Source organism: Chloroflexus sp. MS-G, assembly GCF_000735195.1.
Taxonomy (GTDB): domain Bacteria; phylum Chloroflexota; class Chloroflexia; order Chloroflexales; family Chloroflexaceae; genus Chloroflexus.
This window is the reverse complement of record NZ_JPIM01000026.1, coordinates 1-16,667: the sequence shown is the minus strand read 5'-3', so window position 1 is coordinate 16,667 and position 16,667 is coordinate 1. Positions and strand designations below refer to the sequence as shown.

General features: G+C 53.0%; 14 protein-coding genes. 8 read left to right on the top strand and 6 right to left on the bottom strand.

The annotated features are described in order from the left end of the window. The first annotated feature begins 144 nt into the window (after window positions 1-144). The 3 genes from JE47_RS0106760 (at window position 145) to JE47_RS0106750 (ending at window position 2,531) form a co-directional block, all read left to right on the top strand. The gene (locus JE47_RS0106760; protein ID WP_031459027.1) at window positions 145-1,065 is read left to right on the top strand and encodes a branched-chain amino acid transaminase; all 921 of its coding nucleotides are present in this window, start codon (window positions 145-147) and stop codon (window positions 1,063-1,065) included. Window positions 1,066-1,499: 434 nt separating this feature from the next. Next, entirely contained in the window at window positions 1,500-2,207 is a 708-nt protein-coding gene (locus JE47_RS0106755) for an ABC transporter ATP-binding protein (protein ID WP_031459026.1), read from the top strand. Window positions 2,208-2,333: 126 nt separating this feature from the next. Further along, window positions 2,334-2,531: a hypothetical protein gene (locus JE47_RS0106750; protein WP_031459025.1), complete on the top strand. Its 198-nt coding sequence runs from the start codon at window positions 2,334-2,336 to the stop codon at window positions 2,529-2,531. A gap of 73 nt (window positions 2,532-2,604) precedes the next feature. On the opposite strand, the gene pknB is transcribed toward JE47_RS0106750, so the two are convergent. Together pknB and JE47_RS0106740 are read right to left on the bottom strand one after the other, a co-directional pair. Beyond that, window positions 2,605-4,404 carry a Stk1 family PASTA domain-containing Ser/Thr kinase gene (gene pknB / locus JE47_RS0106745; protein ID WP_031459024.1) on the bottom strand — a complete coding sequence of 600 codons (1,800 nt, stop codon included), beginning with the start codon at window positions 4,402-4,404 and terminating at the stop codon, window positions 2,605-2,607. A gap of 42 nt (window positions 4,405-4,446) precedes the next feature. Beyond that, window positions 4,447-4,953 carry a ribonuclease H-like domain-containing protein gene (locus JE47_RS0106740; protein ID WP_031459023.1) on the bottom strand — a complete coding sequence of 169 codons (507 nt, stop codon included), beginning with the start codon at window positions 4,951-4,953 and terminating at the stop codon, window positions 4,447-4,449. 438 nt (window positions 4,954-5,391) lie between these two features. On the opposite strand from JE47_RS0106740, the gene JE47_RS0106735 reads away from it, so the two are divergent. Next, window positions 5,392-6,348: a nucleoside hydrolase gene (locus JE47_RS0106735; RefSeq protein WP_031459022.1), complete on the top strand. Its 957-nt coding sequence runs from the start codon at window positions 5,392-5,394 to the stop codon at window positions 6,346-6,348. A 59-nt stretch (window positions 6,349-6,407) separates the two neighbouring features. On the opposite strand, the gene murJ is transcribed toward JE47_RS0106735, so the two are convergent. The 3 genes from murJ to JE47_RS0106720 form a co-directional block, all read right to left on the bottom strand. Next, window positions 6,408-7,973 (bottom strand): murein biosynthesis integral membrane protein MurJ, encoded by a 1,566-nt coding sequence (gene murJ / locus JE47_RS0106730; protein ID WP_031459021.1) that lies wholly within the window; start codon window positions 7,971-7,973, stop codon window positions 6,408-6,410. Window positions 7,974-7,982: 9 nt separating this feature from the next. Continuing rightward, a complete protein-coding gene (locus tag JE47_RS0106725) occupies window positions 7,983-9,095 on the bottom strand; it encodes an LCP family protein (protein ID WP_031459020.1) in 1,113 nt (370 codons plus the stop codon). Window positions 9,096-9,318: 223 nt separating this feature from the next. After that, entirely contained in the window at window positions 9,319-10,140 is an 822-nt protein-coding gene (locus JE47_RS0106720; RefSeq protein ID WP_031459019.1) for a biotin--[acetyl-CoA-carboxylase] ligase, read from the bottom strand. Between the two features lie 170 nt (window positions 10,141-10,310). Between JE47_RS0106720 and JE47_RS22415 the strand changes: the two genes are divergently transcribed. The 4 genes from JE47_RS22415 to JE47_RS0106700 all read left to right on the top strand — a co-directional run bounded on the left by JE47_RS22415 (window position 10,311) and on the right by JE47_RS0106700 (window position 15,206). Continuing rightward, window positions 10,311-10,445: a hypothetical protein gene (locus JE47_RS22415; protein WP_269077988.1), complete on the top strand. Its 135-nt coding sequence runs from the start codon at window positions 10,311-10,313 to the stop codon at window positions 10,443-10,445. 352 nt (window positions 10,446-10,797) lie between these two features. Next, window positions 10,798-13,152 carry a hypothetical protein gene (locus JE47_RS0106710; protein ID WP_051871085.1) on the top strand — a complete coding sequence of 785 codons (2,355 nt, stop codon included), beginning with the start codon at window positions 10,798-10,800 and terminating at the stop codon, window positions 13,150-13,152. Next, entirely contained in the window at window positions 13,149-14,099 is a 951-nt protein-coding gene (locus JE47_RS0106705; RefSeq protein ID WP_031459017.1) for an ABC transporter ATP-binding protein, read from the top strand. Before JE47_RS0106710 ends, JE47_RS0106705 begins: the two co-directional genes overlap by 4 nt. Before the next feature lie 30 nt (window positions 14,100-14,129). Next, on the top strand, window positions 14,130-15,206 hold the full coding sequence (locus JE47_RS0106700; RefSeq protein WP_031459016.1) for an ABC transporter permease: 1,077 nt from the start codon (window positions 14,130-14,132) through the stop codon (window positions 15,204-15,206). Window positions 15,207-15,678: 472 nt separating this feature from the next. Here JE47_RS0106700 and lexA read toward each other — a convergent pair whose 3' ends face one another. Then, window positions 15,679-16,329, bottom strand: coding sequence for a transcriptional repressor LexA (gene lexA, locus JE47_RS0106695; RefSeq protein WP_031459015.1), 651 nt, complete (start codon window positions 16,327-16,329; stop codon window positions 15,679-15,681). Window positions 16,330-16,667 lie beyond the last annotated feature (338 nt).

The following is a 16,667-nucleotide window of genomic DNA, read 5'->3' as shown; positions in this document are numbered from 1 at the left end:
TTTCACCTGAATACCTTTGTTTCTTCTCATCAGAGAAGTAAACAGGGTCAGAAGAGGAACACGCGCTCTAGAAGCTATTTCGCTTTTTCTCAATACAGGTAGCGGTGTATGTGAGATGGCTCATGTACCAAAAGGAGTAGGTCAATGCCGATCCAAAAAATGGACTACATCTGGTTCAACGGTGAGCTGGTAGAGTGGGACAAAGCCACTGTCCACGTGATGGCCCACGTTATCCACTACGGTACCAGCTTTTTTGAAGGTATTCGTTGCTACGAAACGCCGCAAGGGCCGGCTATTTTTCGCCTAACGCCGCACATGCAGCGATTGATCGATTCGGCAAAGATCTATCGCACAGTGATCCCGTACACACTTGACCAGTTGGTGGCCGCCGTGAAAGAGACGGTTCGCGCCAATCGGTTACGCTCAGGCTACATTCGTCCGGTCGTCTTCCGCGGTTACGGCGAGATCGGGTTAAGCCCGCTCAACAACCCGGTGGAAGTGGCGATTGCCACAATTGAATGGGGGAAATATCTCGGCGCCGAAGCGATGGAACAAGGTGTTGATGTCTGCATTTCATCGTGGAATCGCTTTGCTCCCAATACCATGCCGGCCTTAGCCAAGGCTGGTGGCAACTACATGAATTCGCAGTTGATTAAGATGGAAGCCATCACCAACGGCTACGCCGAGGGCATTGCACTCGATGCAGATGGTCATATCAGCGAAGGAAGCGGCGAGAATCTGTTTTTGGTGCGTAATGGGATCGTTTATACACCGCCGTTGACTTCATCGATCTTAAGCGGAATTACCCGCGATACCGTGATAACACTGCTCCGTGATATGGGAGTTGAGGTGCGCGAGCAGATACTCCCGCGCGAGATGCTGTACTTAGCCGATGAACTATTCTTCACCGGCACGGCAGCCGAGGTCACACCTATCCGTTCTGTGGATCGTATTCCGGTCGGATCAGGACGGCGTGGGCCGATTACTGCCGCTGTGCAAGAGACCTTCTTCGGCATTGTGCAGGGAGAGCGCCCTGATCGTTATGGGTGGCTTGAGTATGCCTGAGTGCATCGTTAACAACGGATGAAACACGATAGATGGGCGCAGAGGCGCTGCGCCCCGACCGATGTATCACGCCGGGTAAGGGACGGTAACACCATGCTCCGCCAGGAGTAGCCGACGTTGCCCATGGAGGAGTAGTTCGTGAACCGCCACTCCTGATTTCTTCTATCGCAGGATATTTCGGCCAGGCTTTACGATGCCGAGCATGATCATTGAGGGAACAGTGTCTGGCCGTATCTGCTCGGCGGAACGGGCAGCAACACGTGGAAAGACGCGCTACGGATAGGGTTCGTAAACGCGTCATTCCGCGCTCTCCTCGCTGCTGCCGGGTCAGGAAAGACCGTTGAAATTCCCAATGGTGTCGCTCAGGCTATTGCATATGGTTGACAATATGCCGTATAATATCCATAAACCTGTGCAAAAGATTGCGAGAACATATGCAAACGGTTAACAACTCTATTATCTCTTGCGAGCACGTAACCAAGTCATACCTGGAAGGCGAACGTCGGCGTACAGTGTTGCAAGACGTCAGCCTGCGGATTCAGCCAGGTGAACTGGTAGTATTGCTCGGTAAAAGTGGCAGCGGTAAGAGCACCTTGCTCAATCTGGTAAGCGGCATCGATGCTCCAGACAGTGGTGCAATTTGGGTTGCCAACCAGCGCCTTGATCAACTATCTGAGCGTGAACGAACGCTCTTTCGGCGCCGATCCATCGGGTTCGTATTCCAATTTTACAACCTGGCTCCAACCTTAACGGCGCTGGAAAATGTCCTGTTGCCGCTCGAACTAAACGGCCAGCGCGGACCTGCGGCCCGTACAGCAGCTCTTACGATGCTTGAAGCGGTCGGATTAGCCGATCGCGCCAATACCTACCCTGATCGCCTCAGCGGTGGAGAGCAGCAGCGGGTTGCAATCGCTCGGGCATTGGTGCATAACCCCGATCTGGTGCTGGCCGATGAGCCAACCGGTAACCTAGATAGTGATACCGGTGCGCAGGTCCTCGATCTCCTTGATCGACTGACCCGTCAGGTGGGGAAGACCCTGCTGATGGTGACGCACAGTCGCGAGATGATCGGTGTGGCCGACCGTGTCTTTCAGCTACGCAATGGTCGCATTTTGGAAGAACATTCATCCCTGGTTGGATGAGTAGGCTGTTAACCGTTATGCAGTTTTATTCAGCCACTCGCAATCTTGCTACGCTACATTATGGTTGTGACCAATGGCTGTATAATCAATTGGTACGTTTATAGTCAAAAAGGAGGTGCTTCAGATATGATGCCACACAATTACTATACTACTCCCAAAGCTCCACGTTGGATCAAGACTGAAGCCGGTCAGTGGGCCTGGCTCACCAACGAAGAATGGCGTCAACTCGCCAATCGGGCGCTCAGTGTAAGTGAACGACAGCAACTGCTGGCCGAGGCCGAGCGGATGCGGTTACAGAGTACCTCTATCACCGATCACAACTGATTGATGTGCGTCGGGATAGTGATCATAGTGGGAGGCGATTGCCTCCCCTGCCAGTACTCAAATATTCCCTGTTCTATTCCTCTGCCCTTACCCCCAAGACGATTCGACTTCCCCGCGGAACATAATCGCCGTTGTTTATTCCGACATAGCCATCTTTTGTTTCGCGTGCGGCACTCACGACCTGATTCGGTGCGTATTTGTCGAAGTCGGGTAGGCGGTCGCGTCCTTGGACATCAACATAGACGAGAGTTAACCCAGCGGTATTATTCAGAATGGATTCAGCCTGAGATCGACTTAGCCCGATGGCATCGGGAAAACGCACGACATCGCCCAGGCTTACGTAGAGGGTTACCTCATCGCCTTGAGGAATACGCAAATTCGCACTTGGTTTTTGACTGATCACAAAACCGGCATCTACAGTTTGACTCGGTTCTTCAATGATCTTGACCGTAAAACCGGCAGCGATCATTTGACTTCGCGCAATGTCACTGCGTGTATTGCGGACATCGGGAACTGCTATCAGTAACGGCCCCAGACTGACCGTATAGGATAACGGGCTATTGATCTCTACCAGCGTACCGGGTGCGAGCGTCTGCGAAATGACAATTCCTTGCGGGACATCGCGGTTGTATTCACCAATAGGAGCAGGAATAAGCTGATACTGTTGCAGCAAGCTACGCGCTTCACCATCACTTTGTCCGACAATGTTGGGAACAGTAGTTGTGGCAACAGTCGTTGGCGACGGTGTTTCAGGGGTGCTCTGAACATTCCCTGGCGCATTCGGTGATGGCCGACGAAGATCACCACTGAAAAGAGTGGTCATCATACCACTGCTGACAAAAAAGACAACAGCCAGTACGCCGACGAGGGTGAGCATCCCAACCAGAAAGATCCCACAACCTATTCCTTCTTGACGGGGGGCGCGCATCGTCGCCGGACGCGGACTGGGAACTGGCGCCGGACGACTGGCCGTACCTTGCGCCGGTCGCGGTGGATTGATCGGACGTACCAGCGCTGATGGTGCGATCTCTGGATTTACTACCGTCACCTGTGAACCTAACCGGTCATAAGCTTGTAACGCCTCGGCCAGCTCCAGAGCACTAGCATACCGTTGCGCGGGGTCTTTGGCCAGTGCGCGCAACACAATGGCTTCGAGTGCAAGTGGTATTTGCGGGTTGTAGCGTCGTGGTGGGGTTGGTGGTTCACTGATATGTTTCATCGCCACGGCTACCGGATTATCACCGGTGAAAGGTAAACGCCCAGTGAGCATTTCGTATAAGACGACTCCCAGCGCGTAAATGTCTGATTGAGGAGTTGCCGGTCGGCCCTGAGCTTGTTCTGGAGCGATGTAGTCAACTGTGCCTAGCGCCACGCCGGTTTCGGTCATGGCCGTTGAAAGCCGACTCTTGGCAACCCCAAAGTCGGTAATCCGCACCTGACCTTCATCGGTAACAATAATGTTTTGTGGCTTAATATCACGATGAATTAATCCGGCGCGATGGGCTGCGTGCAGGCCACGTGCAATCTGCTCAGCAATCCGCACTGCTCGTGGAACAGCAAACGGTGCTTCCCGGTTGATCAGTTGTTTGAGTGTTACCCCGGCCACATATTCCATGACGATGTAGTGCTGATTTCCGTCTTGCCCTACGTCGTAGACGTCGACCAGGTTAGGATGACTCACCATCGCGGCTGCATGAGCTTCATGACGGAAACGGGCCAGAAACTCAGGATCGGTCATGAGATGGGGATGAGGTATTTTTATCGCTACCGGTCGGTTCAGTCGTAGATCACGCCCCAGGTAGACACGAGCCATCCCACCTTCACCTAAGAGTCGTTCAATTTGATAGCGGCCGTCAAGAATTTGTGGTTGCATTGTTGTTAGCAAAGATACACGATAATGAAGCACTTGCTAGCGTTATCCTAATTTGACGATGTGAGCCGGATTAGCGACCGGCAGGTTGTTGTCGTCAAGGAGTGCTTCTATCATTGCCAGATTGATAACATCATCACGGTTATAGTCGAGCAGCATTTGTAATGCGACATGGTCGCCATATGCCTCGTAGCGTGCCCAGAGGCGCGGTGCATCACGCCCAGTCAGGCCACTTGAAGCACGACGAATTCCCAACGTCTCTTCCACGCCTTTTAATCCGCCACGCAGTCCTCGACGACGACATTCAGGCAAGAGATCGCGATGAGCGAACTTAGCGCGAAGATCGGCCTGGAGCTGACGTTTAATCACCGGTAAGTCAAAGCTGCTTCCGTTGAAGGTTACGATGGTAGTGATAGATTCGAGGGCTTCATAGAGAGCAACGTCATAGATTCCGCTACCGACCAATTGGATAACTCCGCGGTCGTGACGGTATATCCCGATCACACTCATCGTACCGTTGTAGGTTGTTTCAATATCGAGATAAGCCCGCATGTCAGCTCCTGTGTTGTCATTTGCGATCATTATGGCACGCGCTTCGTAAAGCGTCAACGTCGGTTCTGAGATGAGCCAGAACCTGAGAGTAGAGTAAGGTAGTACTGACCACCATTACGTGTCCCCATGCACGATGACCCCCGCTCCACGCGGTTGCCCTGGGAACGCGGGCCGCTGGCCTGCGTTGTGTAGTGCCTGGCAACTCGTTGGTTGGCGCATCACCCTCCGCAAAGGACCTGAGTGAGTAGAGCCAGCCCCGATCAGTGCTAATCGCCTCACCGGTCGAGCATAGCATAGGAAACAGCGCCCCCTCACATATACTGCGGATGGCTTAGGCATCGATCTCTTCTACACCATCCCCTCCTTCTTCTCGCGCCTCACTTTGTGCTATAGTAATCAACGATCATTGAGGCTATTTGTTCCCTATCAGGAGGTTCGATGAACGCGCCCCGCCGGATTATTCTTGATACCGATCCGGGTATCGATGATGCCTTAGCTATCTTGCTCGCACTGGCCTCGCCCGAAGTGGAATTACTCGGTCTCAGCATAGTCCATGGAAACTGCACCCTGGCCGAAGCAGTGGCTAATGGACTTGCCATCCTCGAACTGGGTGGTGGTCAACACATACCGCTGTTTGTTGGCTGTGATCGTCCGCTACTCCGGCCATTGACAACCGCTCACGACACCCACGGTCAGCGCGGTCTTGGCTACGCGCAACTCCCCCCTGCACGCCTACAACCGGCTCGTGAACACGCTGTTGATTTCATCATTCGCACGGCACTGGCCGCACCTGGTGAAATAACGCTGGTCGCAGTCGGGCCGTTAACGAACGTTGCACTCGCTCTACGCAAAGAACCACGGCTGGCCGGTGCGCTGCGTGAAATCGTGATGATGGGAAGTGCATTGCGCGCTGATGGTAATGTGACACCACGTGCTGAATTTAATGTCTACGCCGACCCACACGCGGCACACATCGTCTTTTCGTCAGGTGTCCCGCTGGTCATTATGCCGTGGGACATCACTCGTCTGGTGCGTCTCCACGAGAGCGAAGTTGATCGGTTGGCGCAGCCAGGCAAACCAATCGGTCGCTTCATCGCCGATGCCACGCGCTTCTATATCGAGTTCCATCGCCGGTACTTCGGCTACGATGGCTGTGCAATCAACGATCCGGCAGCTCTAGCGCTTGTCTTTCTCCCTGATCTGGCAACTTACACCGACGTCTACGTTGCCGTTGAGACCTGTAGTTCACTGACGATGGGTTTCACGGTTGCGGATTTCATGCTAAGCGGCGGTCGGCAGCCAAACGCCCGTGCGGTTGTCGAATTTGATACTCCTCGTTTCCTATCTCTCTTTGTGGAACGAATGCGCACGCTCGAAGAGCGATTGTACCCATGAGAGATGTACGGGCGCAGCAGTGCTGCGCCCTCCTTTGACAGGTCATAGCATTCCCGCATTCACCTACCTGCCACTCCTCTGCGACGCAGGCGCCCGCGAACGATCTGAAATAGAAAGGTAGCCGCTTCGATACGTAAGATCAACGCGAGCAGCACATACACGAGTACACCGGCACTCCCCGCGATGGCAACCTGGATCAGCGGTGACCATTGTCCGCATAGCGAAGCGATCCCACCCACTATTAGCGCCATAATCCCACTGGTCAGTAGACCTTTTATTGTTGCCTCACCAAGACGTAATCCATTGAGCGGCACAAGGCGGTGCAGAAGCCAGCCGGTAATGACCGCATGTCCGATCCACTGCGCTGAATTGCCTAACACCAGACCCAGAAAGCCGAGTGATGTCCATTCAGCGAGCGGCACAGCAACAAGGAGATAGCACAGAATGGCTGCGCCCTGGATCAGGTTAGGAGTCAGGGTATTCTTGCGAGCATAAAATGCAAAGAGCAATATTTGATCAACGGCTGCCGCTGGCAACCCTGGAAGATAGGCTAACAACGCTAATGCGGTAATTGCACTATCCTGGGCGGTAAAGGCACCGCGCTCGAACAACATGGATGTGATTGGCAGGCTAAGGACAGCCAGTCCAGCCGTGGCAGGGAGAATCAATAGCAGCACAATTTTTAGCGCCATTGCCAGCGTATCACGAAAAGCGGTCTCGTCGCCAGCCACACTCTGGCGTGAGAGTGTTGGCAGGCCGGCAAGCGCTACTGCCGAGGCAACCAATCCAAGCGGAAATTGGATCAGGGTAGTGGCAAAGCGCATCGTTGAGATAGCCGCAGGAAAGCCTGATGCCAGCCAGCGATCAATTGTGACACCGATTAACGAGAAGCCAATCCCTAACGTGACAGGCGCATAAAGGCGTAAGATACGACGTACTGCCGGATGGCGAAGATCAAAGCTGAGCCGTAGATGAGCGCCACGTAGTCCTGGCCACTGAATGAGCAGTTGAGCGCTTGCTCCCAGTAAGGTACCAATCGCCAGACTATGAACCCCGATGTGTGGAGCAAGGCTGACAGTCCCGATAATCATTCCGGCGTTGAAGGCAGCCGCGACAAAGGCTGGCAGCAGAAAGCGACGTTGCGCGTGCAAGATTGCCGTAACGATAGCAGAAACTCCCATGAGCGTTACCGCTGGCAGCAACCAGCCAATCAGTGCTGCTGCTTCGGCCCGCAACGCCGATTCGGTTGGTCGCGTTACCACAGCAAGCGCCAGTGGCGCCTGCCACGCCAGCAATGCACTTGCTATGACCAGAATGGTACAGGCAAGGGTGATAATGGTCGAAGCAACATACCAAAACTCATCCCGGTCGCGCTCAGCATATTCACTAAACACCGGCACCAGCGCCGCACTGACTGCGCCGCTAATAAGCAGCTCATAGAGCGCATTAGGGAGTGTCCAGGCCAGCGTAAATGCATCAACGGCCAACCCACGGCTAAAATAGGCAGCGATAATTGGTTCGCGGACTAAACCCAGTACCCTACTGGTAATATTGCCCAGACTGATGAGCAATGCGGCCAGGGCGATGCTACGAAATACGCTGCTACTTGCAGATGTTTCGGTCACGGATTTCAATTATTCGCCACCGGCAGTTGAGACCGCTTCGCCAGTAAATTGTGCGACAATGCGACGTAATGCCTGTGGACGAACGCTAAACGTTGCATTACCATCAAGTTCGACGATTGATGATGAATCGATGGCGTAGCGCAAAATCTGTTGCGTGTCAATCGTGCGGGCAAAACTGGCCAGTTCGAGCATCATACGGTAATTAAGGTCGGTTAGTACATACCCACGAAGCGCACCGGTATAATCGTCGAGACTGGTGAGTTGTTGTAATAAGCCTCGCTCACGAACTCGTTGAAAAATCGCCATCAATACCTGTTGTTGACGCTGGTTGCGACCAAAATCGCTATCCGCATGGCGAGTACGGGCATAGATCAGCGCACGCTCACTGTCCATCCATTGTCGCCCGGCTGCAAACGACACTTCGATCGTGCGGTAGTCATCTGTTGGATAGGCCGGATCGTAAATTGGTTTTGGTACATCAATCTCGATTCCGCCGATAATGTCGATAATCTTCTTGAAACCTTCAAAATTGATCAGGATGAAATAATCAACTGGAATCCCCAGCAGCTTACTCACCGTTGATTTGGCCAGGGCTGCACCACCGCCTGGGCCAAACCGATGTTCGCCGATAGCATACGCTGCGTTGATCCGACCTTCACCGCCAATAGGATAGCTTACCCAGAGATCGCGTGGGATGGAGAGCATACTAACACGGCCGGTATCACGGGCAATATGGACAAGCACGATAGCATCGGTGCGGGTCGGCCCACTTTCATCGGGACGGGCATCAGTTCCCAATAAGAGAATGTTCAATTCTGATCGGCTAAGCTGAAGAGCCTCGGCAGTTGCGGTGGCGGCTGGTGCGGGGTTTGTCGCCAGAGATGCTGTCGGTTGCACAACAGGAGTTGCTGGAGGTGGACCGAAAACTTCCTCGACAACAGCAGGTTGTGGGGTGGGAATAACGGTTGGTTCAGTAGGCAATGTGGCCGGGGTGACAATCATCGCATCAATATCTGCTATAGCCTGGCGCCATTCAAGCCCGATTCGTAGCAGCGTGGCTACAGCGATCAGGCTAATGATAAGTATGGCGCCGTTCAAAATCCGCCTAGGCGAAGTTATCATAACCTCCTACTCCGCATTTCAGATACCCTTTGTCGCGGTCTAGGCAGAGCAGTCGTATTGATTATCACTATTTCTGTTGCTCTGCACAATGATCGTCATGGATCAAATCAGGCATCTTTGCTGTTGTATTTTGCATCGCTTGCTACTATACCATATCATTGTTACTTCTTGAAGACAAGACACAATGATACTCGGCTGAAAAACCTCTGATACCAGGGAGTTGTCACACATCACTCGCATGATCGCCGATGATACCAACATCACCACTCTCGATCCAGCGTAATGCACCACTGCCATCACGCACGATCAATGAACCATTGCGATCAACATCAATCGCTTCACCGCAAATGATATCGGTCAAAGTAGTGATCTGGACTACCTGGCCCAGAGTCAATAAACGGTTCCGCCAGGTTTGCCACAAGAATTCGCTATCACCAGCCTGAAGTTGACGAAACCAGTAATCGTAGCGCTGAAGCAGTGTCTGTAAAAATTGAAGGCGATCAATGGGTGTTGCCGCCGCAATCGCCAGTGCAGTTGCCGGATAGCGTGTAACCTCTGGATCAGGAGCCGCGCTGATATTGACCCCACAGCCGATAATTGCCCATACCAGCCGATTTTTATCCCAACCACCTTCAAGCAGAATACCGGCTGTCTTGGCCCAACCGGTCGCAGTCTGGACGAGTACATCATTAGGCCATTTCAATCCGACACGTAATGGCGTCTCACGTTCAATCGCTTCGATCAGGGCAACCGCCGCCATCCAGATCAATGCAGTCGGAGTGGTCGTAGCGATGGGAGGTGGATAGAGACCCAGAGAAAAGAGCAGGGCACTTCCCGGCGGGGCAAACCAACGCCGCCCAAGCCGACCGCGACCGGCGGTTTGCTCCTCGGCAACAACCAAGACCGGTAACGCCGCCGGTGGCAAAGATTGGATCGCTGTACGGGCTACATCCATCGTCGATCCGACCTGATCGTAACAGTAGATGGTGACCGGAAGCATGGCTTCCGAGGCCAAGCCGGCGCGAATTGCCACAGGATCAAGCATAGTACCTCCATCAATGACAAGACAGCCACTGGGGCCGAAGATGAAAAAATACTAAAAATCCACGAAATGGTATGGACGTGGTAACAATTTTTCGTTATACTACTCACTACTGAAACAATACACTTGCGCCCGCGGGTGTTGACCCATTTCGCAGCGGAAAGGATTCGCGTATGATGACTTTACTTCTTCTGGCGGCTTTCATCGTGATTGCCGGTGGCGTATTAGCATCGCTGCGTCGGGTACAACCCGATCCAATTCGGGTGCGTATTCGCGACCGTTATCCATCGCACCGCTATCGCCGCTAAGCGTAGTTGATTATACCGCAGCCACGATTGCCGCGCCTTTCCTCCTTACCGGAGAAGGGCGCGTTTGTGTTGTGTTGGAACCTTTTTCTGAAGGTGACGTCTACATACGTAGAAGTGAATATCAGCGTCCTAAGCCCAACTCCTCTTTCCTTTCCTCGGCATCAGATTGAGAAAGAGCTGCGGGAAGGCGAGATCGATTGCAAGCCAAAAGATTTGTTGGCAGGCACGCACTCTCTTAATATCGGTGTGCTATCGGATTGCCTGGATTAATGCGGCAGGGTATGAAGTGCTTAGTGATGTCTTTCATCGGTCAGGTAATTCTGACTAACAATCGTGTGATGGAGGAAACCGCATGCACCCATGGCGTGTGAGGCTTTTGTTGCCAGGACTGTTGCTGGTCTGGCTGGTTTTAAGTCATAGCATCGTGGCAACAACTACGGCCCAATCGTCGGATATGCCGGATATGACGCTGGTTGCCCGACCGGCGTTTCAAGGTTTTGTTCGTCCTGGAACGTGGTTACCGGTCGCTGTGGAAGTAACAAACAGAGGCGTTGACCGTAGTGTTGAGATCGTGGTTGGAACGAGTAATGGGCCTTTTCAGAGCACATTTATTAATGTGCCAGGTGGGGGCCGGAAAGGAGTCACGATCCTTGCGTACATCTACGGCAACTCACGGCAACTCAATGTCCGACTATTAGCGGACGGCGCTGAGGTAGCCACGACTTCAGCACGTTTGCAACTGGTCTCGGAAGGTGTACTGGTTGGCGTGATCGGTGATCGTGAAGTTCGTTTACCTGCACAGTTGACTGATGGCATACGAGTGACAAGCGTGCCCTTGTCTCTGATGGAGTTGCCGACAGAAAGTTTAGGGCTGTCGGCCTTTGATGCCCTTATTCTCACCGATGTTGCGGTCAATGAAGTGTCACCAGCGCAGCAGAGTGCGTTACAAGGCTGGGTACAACGTGGTGGCACGTTGCTGGTGAATGGTGATATTGGCATACAACGCACGTTGTCACTCTTGCCACCAGAGCTTGTCGCTGCCACAGTCAGCGCTCGATCAGACCCACTTAGTGATCCGCCGCTAACACTTGTGGGGTTAAACCCGGCTACGGGGACAGCAACCCAACGTGTCTTCCCAGTAACCATACCGTTGATCAAGAGTCAGTTGCCACTGGCTTACGGAATCCGTTACGGTGAAGGTCAAGCAATCGTTCTTGCGTTTGATCTAGCTACCCCCCAATTGATAAACTGGATAGGCTGGCGTGAGTTATGGCAGGCACTGCTTCCCCCTCCATCGTTTATTCCGCAGGGGCTAGGTTTTGGTACCAAACTCTACGCAACATACCTTGAAGAGAATCTCGCCAGCGCATTAACCAGCTTACCGGCACTGGATTTACCTTCCCTGAACGTGATCGGCATGTTACTTGCCTGTTATCTGATCGTGGTCGGGCCGATAACGTACCTGGTCTTACGCCGGTTAGATCGGCTGGCACTGGGCTGGATCGTAATACCGGTGCTGACTGTGATCTTCGCCGCTATTGCCTACAGCATCGGCTATGGTCTGCGCGGGGGAGAAGTCATTATCAGCCAGATTACACTCCTCGACGCGAATACCCCAACACTGGCGCGGGAACGGGCATTCATTGGTATTTTTTCCCCAGATCGGTCTACCTATCGTTTAGGTACCACTGACACCACCGCGTTAGTACGCCCGATTTCAGTGCAAGGACCGTGGAGTACACCATCGTTAACGAATGGCCGTTATGTGCAGGCGGCTGCTGATGGTCAGGTGGTAGAGGGGTTAGAGATTCAACAATGGTCACTCCAGGGTCTGCTCAGTGATCGAATCGTTCGCACGCCAGACCTGACCGCACACATTACAATTGACGGTGACGAGGTAAAGGGTGATGTAACAAACCGCAGTGATCGTTCACTTGAAGACGTGGTACTGATCTACGGGAATCGGGTCGGTATGATCGGTAACCTATCTCCCGGCGAGCAGCGTTCGGTATCACTCGAACAACCATCGCATGCTTTTGATGGCATCTCACTTAGTTATCTGATCTACGGCCCGCAATTTGAAGGTATGGCGAAGATAGGGCAACCGGTTTCCCCAACGATTCAATTACGGAGCCGGATTCTCGATGCTCTTTACGGGTATGGCACCAACACTCGCGGCCTGCAACCATTGGTCTTAGCCTGGTATAGTAATACTATAACCTGGCTGACGCCGCTTGAACGACGAGCAACTATGCAGCAGCTCACGTTGATCCGTGGTACGGCACATTTGCGCACAACCGGCGAGTTAGAACTGCGGAACGGTAGTTTTTCGATTTCAGTTGAACAGAGTGGTGGTTTCAATAGTCCATGCTACACCGGGGATAGGCTCGGCATTGTTCCTGATAGTAACGCAACGGTTATGCGTTTTACGCTACCAGAGAGTCTTGTCGGTTTACAACCTGCATTCCTGGCGCTCAACTTACGCTCCGATGCTTTCTGGAACGGGGATATTGAGTTGTACAACTGGACGAACGGGCAGTGGGAATCGGTTCCGACCCAGGTGTTTCAAAATATCGAGGTCGAGATACCCCAGCCCGAGCATTTTCTCAGTTCTCAGGGGATTATACGATTACGGCTTAAGAATCGCGATATACAGAACTTTAGCTGTGTCTATCCTGATCCTATCGTGCGAGGGCGCCTACCATGACGCTAGCAATCGAAACGATTGAACTAACACACCGCTATAAGAAGCTGATTGCGCTTGATCGGCTCAATTTGCAGGTACCGCAAGGGTGCATTTACGGTTTCATTGGCCCAAACGGAGCCGGTAAGACAACCACGTTGCGGTTGTTGGCCGGCTTACAAACCCCAACCAGTGGTGAAATCCGCCTTATGGGCGAACGGTTATCTAGCAGGCTGGCGCAGCGGTTCGTCGGCTATATGCCGGATTTTTTCGGCGTCTACGATGATCTACGGGTCTGGGAATATCTCGACTTTTTCGCCCGTTGTTATGGGTTGCGCGGGGCCCGCCTGCGCCAGGTGGTAGATGAACTTCTCGAATTGGTTGATCTGAGTGACAAACGTGATGCGTTTGTGCAAACCCTCTCCCGCGGTATGCAGCAACGTCTCTGTCTGGCCCATGCCCTGGTACACGACCCGCCCATCTTGCTGCTTGATGAGCCGGCGAGCGGTTTAGACCCACGCGCACGGGTAGAGTTACGCGAGTTATTACGCACGCTTCGAGACATGGGAAAGACGATCATGCTCAGCTCGCATATTTTGAGTGAACTGGCCGAAGTGTGCGATGCGATTGGCATTATCGATCATGGACGAATGCTGATCAGCGGCCCGTTGGCCGAGGTGCAGCAACAATTAGCCACTGGTTCACGGGTACGCATGCGAATTGCTCGTGAGAGCGATGTAGTCTTAGCACTGACATTACTTCAACATCAACCACTGGTACAGACTGTTAGCACTGTGCCGGCTGATCCACGCTCATTGATTGTCGACTTTACGCAACCAATTGGTGAAGAGCAGTGTGCCACATTCCTTGCTGAACTGGTCAGCGCTGGCGTGGCAATCAGTGAGTTTAGTGCGCGCAGTGAGAACCTCGAAGAGTTCTTCTTACGCTTGACAATGGCAAATACTGGCTGAAAACGTCGTCATCCAGGGGTAGGAATGTCTATGAATGCACAACTCCGGATACCACAGCTCAATCCGATCCTGATACGTGAAGCGCGCACCCGTATGCGTGGTGCCCGTCCGTACCTGATCCTGACCATCTTCCTGCTCGTCCTGATCCTCACAACCTTTGGCATCTATCAGTATATGGTCTCACAGGCACGAAGCGGGACGGTCGTGTTGAGTTCACATATCGGACAGGCCTTATTCAAGGGTCTGGCCTTTACCGAGATGTTCTTTATCGTGTTAGTAGCACCGATATTAACGAGCAGTGCAATCAGCAGCGAACGCGAGCGCTTGACTTATGATATGTTGCTGGCAACGCCCTTACGACCCGGTCAATTGCTATCGGGCAAACTCATTGGCGCCTTAAGCTATCTGTTTCTACTGATTGTGGCATCAATACCGGTGTTCAGCATTGTCTTGATCTTCGGTGGTGTCTCATTGCGCACACTGGTCTTGACGGTCATTCTATTAGGTGGTGCGGCCCTCTTCTTCGGAACGATAGGTCTCTTCAGTTCGGCACTAATAGGTCGCACTGTACCGGCGGTCATCTTAAGCTATGCGATTGTACTGCTTATTTGCGGTGTACCGCTAATTATCGCATCAATCTGGCCACAATTCAGTACCCCGCCGGGGCAAAGCCCACCACCCTGGCTCCTCTACCTCAATCCATTCAGCGCTATCGTTGCCGTAACGACGGTTGTACCAATGATGCCGCAGCCCGATCTGCCATTTTTCAGCGTCAGTGATCCCTTTATGGTTATCCCCTTCTTGTCGCAGTTTAGTACTGGGATCGTGCGTTACGCACCGGAAGGGCCGTTGCTGATGCCGGTCTACCGTGCGACATTGCTAGGTTTTGGACTGGGCACCTTCATCCTGCTCTGGATCAGTTCACATCTTGCGTTACCGACACGGAAATGGCAACCGCGTTGGAGTGATCTAGGGTTTGTTGTCGTTATTGGCGCGATTGCGCTGGTGATGTGGGTAACAGTCGAGTGGTGGTGGATTGTGCCGCCAGTTGAGCCGTGGCTGATGCCGGTTGATGCCCCGCCAATTGCGCCGCCGATGGTCCCGTAGAGCGGTGGTACAACACGGCCCCTCACTATCCCCCTCGCCCTCTTCTGCTCCCACGCGGGTAGAGGAAAGGGGAACGTGGAGTGACTGGCGGGAAAGAACGTTGGTAACCCCTTACGCAATGGTCGAACGGGTACGGTACGATGAGAAATCTGGGTTTTTGATCACGCGCTAAGAAGTGCGACACCCCCTACCTTCCCTCGGCCCACTTTCCGCTCCCGTCCGGCGAGTAGAAGGCAAGAGCGATTGGAGCAGATAAGGGTGTGTGACCACTCGAAATCAAGCTGCAACAAGTCGAAGGCAATAACTCGTGCCGTTTCAACCGCAAGAGAAAACGATACCCGAACCAGGAACACTGCTCGTTGGCCTACCGAGCGAATGAGATCAGACCGAGGCATAACATCGGCCATCTGAGACAAAAAAGATGCTCAATCGCAATTGAGCATCGGCTATTAGAGTATTGTGGAGTAGGCGATTAGATCAAACTGCGCAGGACACCGATCACGCGCCCCCGAATACGAACATTATCAGGATGCGTGTAGATAGGTTGCATCGTCGAGTTAGCCGGTTGCAGGCGGATACGGCCCTCTTCGCGATAAAACTTCTTGAGGGTCACCGCGTTTTCGTCGATCAGCCATGCGGCTACCATCTGGCCGTTCTCAGCCGTTTCTTGCTGGCGCAGTAGCACAATATCACCGTCATCGATCAGGGCATCAATCATCGATTGCCCGCGCACCTTAAGCGCATACACGTTCGTCAATCGCTCAGGTGGGACAACATCAGCGGGGACAACGATCTGCTCTGCTCGACTAATATCAATCTCTTCTGGATCGGGGAGCGGTGAACCTGCGGTAATGGTGCCTAGCAAAGGCACTCGACCAATCTCATTTCGCAACATGGTTGGTGTTAACCCTGGCAGGCTAATCCCGCGGGAGATTTTATCATTGCGCACGATTTTACCGAGTTTTTCCAGGACATCTAAGTTGTATGATACAACTGAGGTTGAGGAGATATGGAGATCACGCTGGATGTCACGAATTGATGGAGAAATACCACGTTCTCTTATAAAACGTACAATATATTGATAAATCTCTGCCTGTCGATCAGACATCTCATGCTTTCGCATGGCCACTTTCCTTTCGTTGACCGCGGCCTCGGTAGACTGCGGCGCAATAGTAGAACTGATGTAGTAATTATAACTTCCGAACACTTGTTTTGTCAAGTACGTTTGTTCGTGAATTAGGGCTTTTTAACGTTTTCACCTGGCTGACAGATGAGAGGAACAACGAGCTACCCAACCCGTTCATCGTGTGTGCAGCAGCGTACAGCGTCCTCTCGTTGGTACGCCGGTGATGTCCGCCGCCGACGCGGTCGGTGCGGGTTCTAACCCCGATCGCATCGTGAGCGCTTGCGATGGGTGTTGGTTCCATCGCAACCACTGCACAATGCGGGCCGGAGGCCCGC

What these genes read in the sequence shown, in the direction of transcription:
- JE47_RS0106760 (WP_031459027.1), top strand. Translation starts at nt 145, where the DNA reads ATGCCGATCCAAAAAATGGACTACATCTGGTTCAACGGTGAGCTGGTA.
- JE47_RS0106755 (WP_031459026.1), top strand. Translation starts at nt 1,500, where the DNA reads ATGCAAACGGTTAACAACTCTATTATCTCTTGCGAGCACGTAACCAAG.
- JE47_RS0106750 (WP_031459025.1), top strand. Translation starts at nt 2,334, where the DNA reads ATGATGCCACACAATTACTATACTACTCCCAAAGCTCCACGTTGGATC.
- pknB (WP_031459024.1), bottom strand. Translation starts at nt 4,404, where the DNA reads ATGCAACCACAAATTCTTGACGGCCGCTATCAAATTGAACGACTCTTA.
- JE47_RS0106740 (WP_031459023.1), bottom strand. Translation starts at nt 4,953, where the DNA reads ATGCGGGCTTATCTCGATATTGAAACAACCTACAACGGTACGATGAGT.
- JE47_RS0106735 (WP_031459022.1), top strand. Translation starts at nt 5,392, where the DNA reads ATGAACGCGCCCCGCCGGATTATTCTTGATACCGATCCGGGTATCGAT.
- JE47_RS0106725 (WP_031459020.1), bottom strand. Translation starts at nt 9,095, where the DNA reads ATGATAACTTCGCCTAGGCGGATTTTGAACGGCGCCATACTTATCATT.
- JE47_RS0106720 (WP_031459019.1), bottom strand. Translation starts at nt 10,140, where the DNA reads ATGCTTGATCCTGTGGCAATTCGCGCCGGCTTGGCCTCGGAAGCCATG.
- JE47_RS22415 (WP_269077988.1), top strand. Translation starts at nt 10,311, where the DNA reads ATGATGACTTTACTTCTTCTGGCGGCTTTCATCGTGATTGCCGGTGGC.
- JE47_RS0106710 (WP_051871085.1), top strand. Translation starts at nt 10,798, where the DNA reads ATGCACCCATGGCGTGTGAGGCTTTTGTTGCCAGGACTGTTGCTGGTC.
- JE47_RS0106705 (WP_031459017.1), top strand. Translation starts at nt 13,149, where the DNA reads ATGACGCTAGCAATCGAAACGATTGAACTAACACACCGCTATAAGAAG.
- JE47_RS0106700 (WP_031459016.1), top strand. Translation starts at nt 14,130, where the DNA reads ATGAATGCACAACTCCGGATACCACAGCTCAATCCGATCCTGATACGT.
- lexA (WP_031459015.1), bottom strand. Translation starts at nt 16,329, where the DNA reads ATGCGAAAGCATGAGATGTCTGATCGACAGGCAGAGATTTATCAATAT.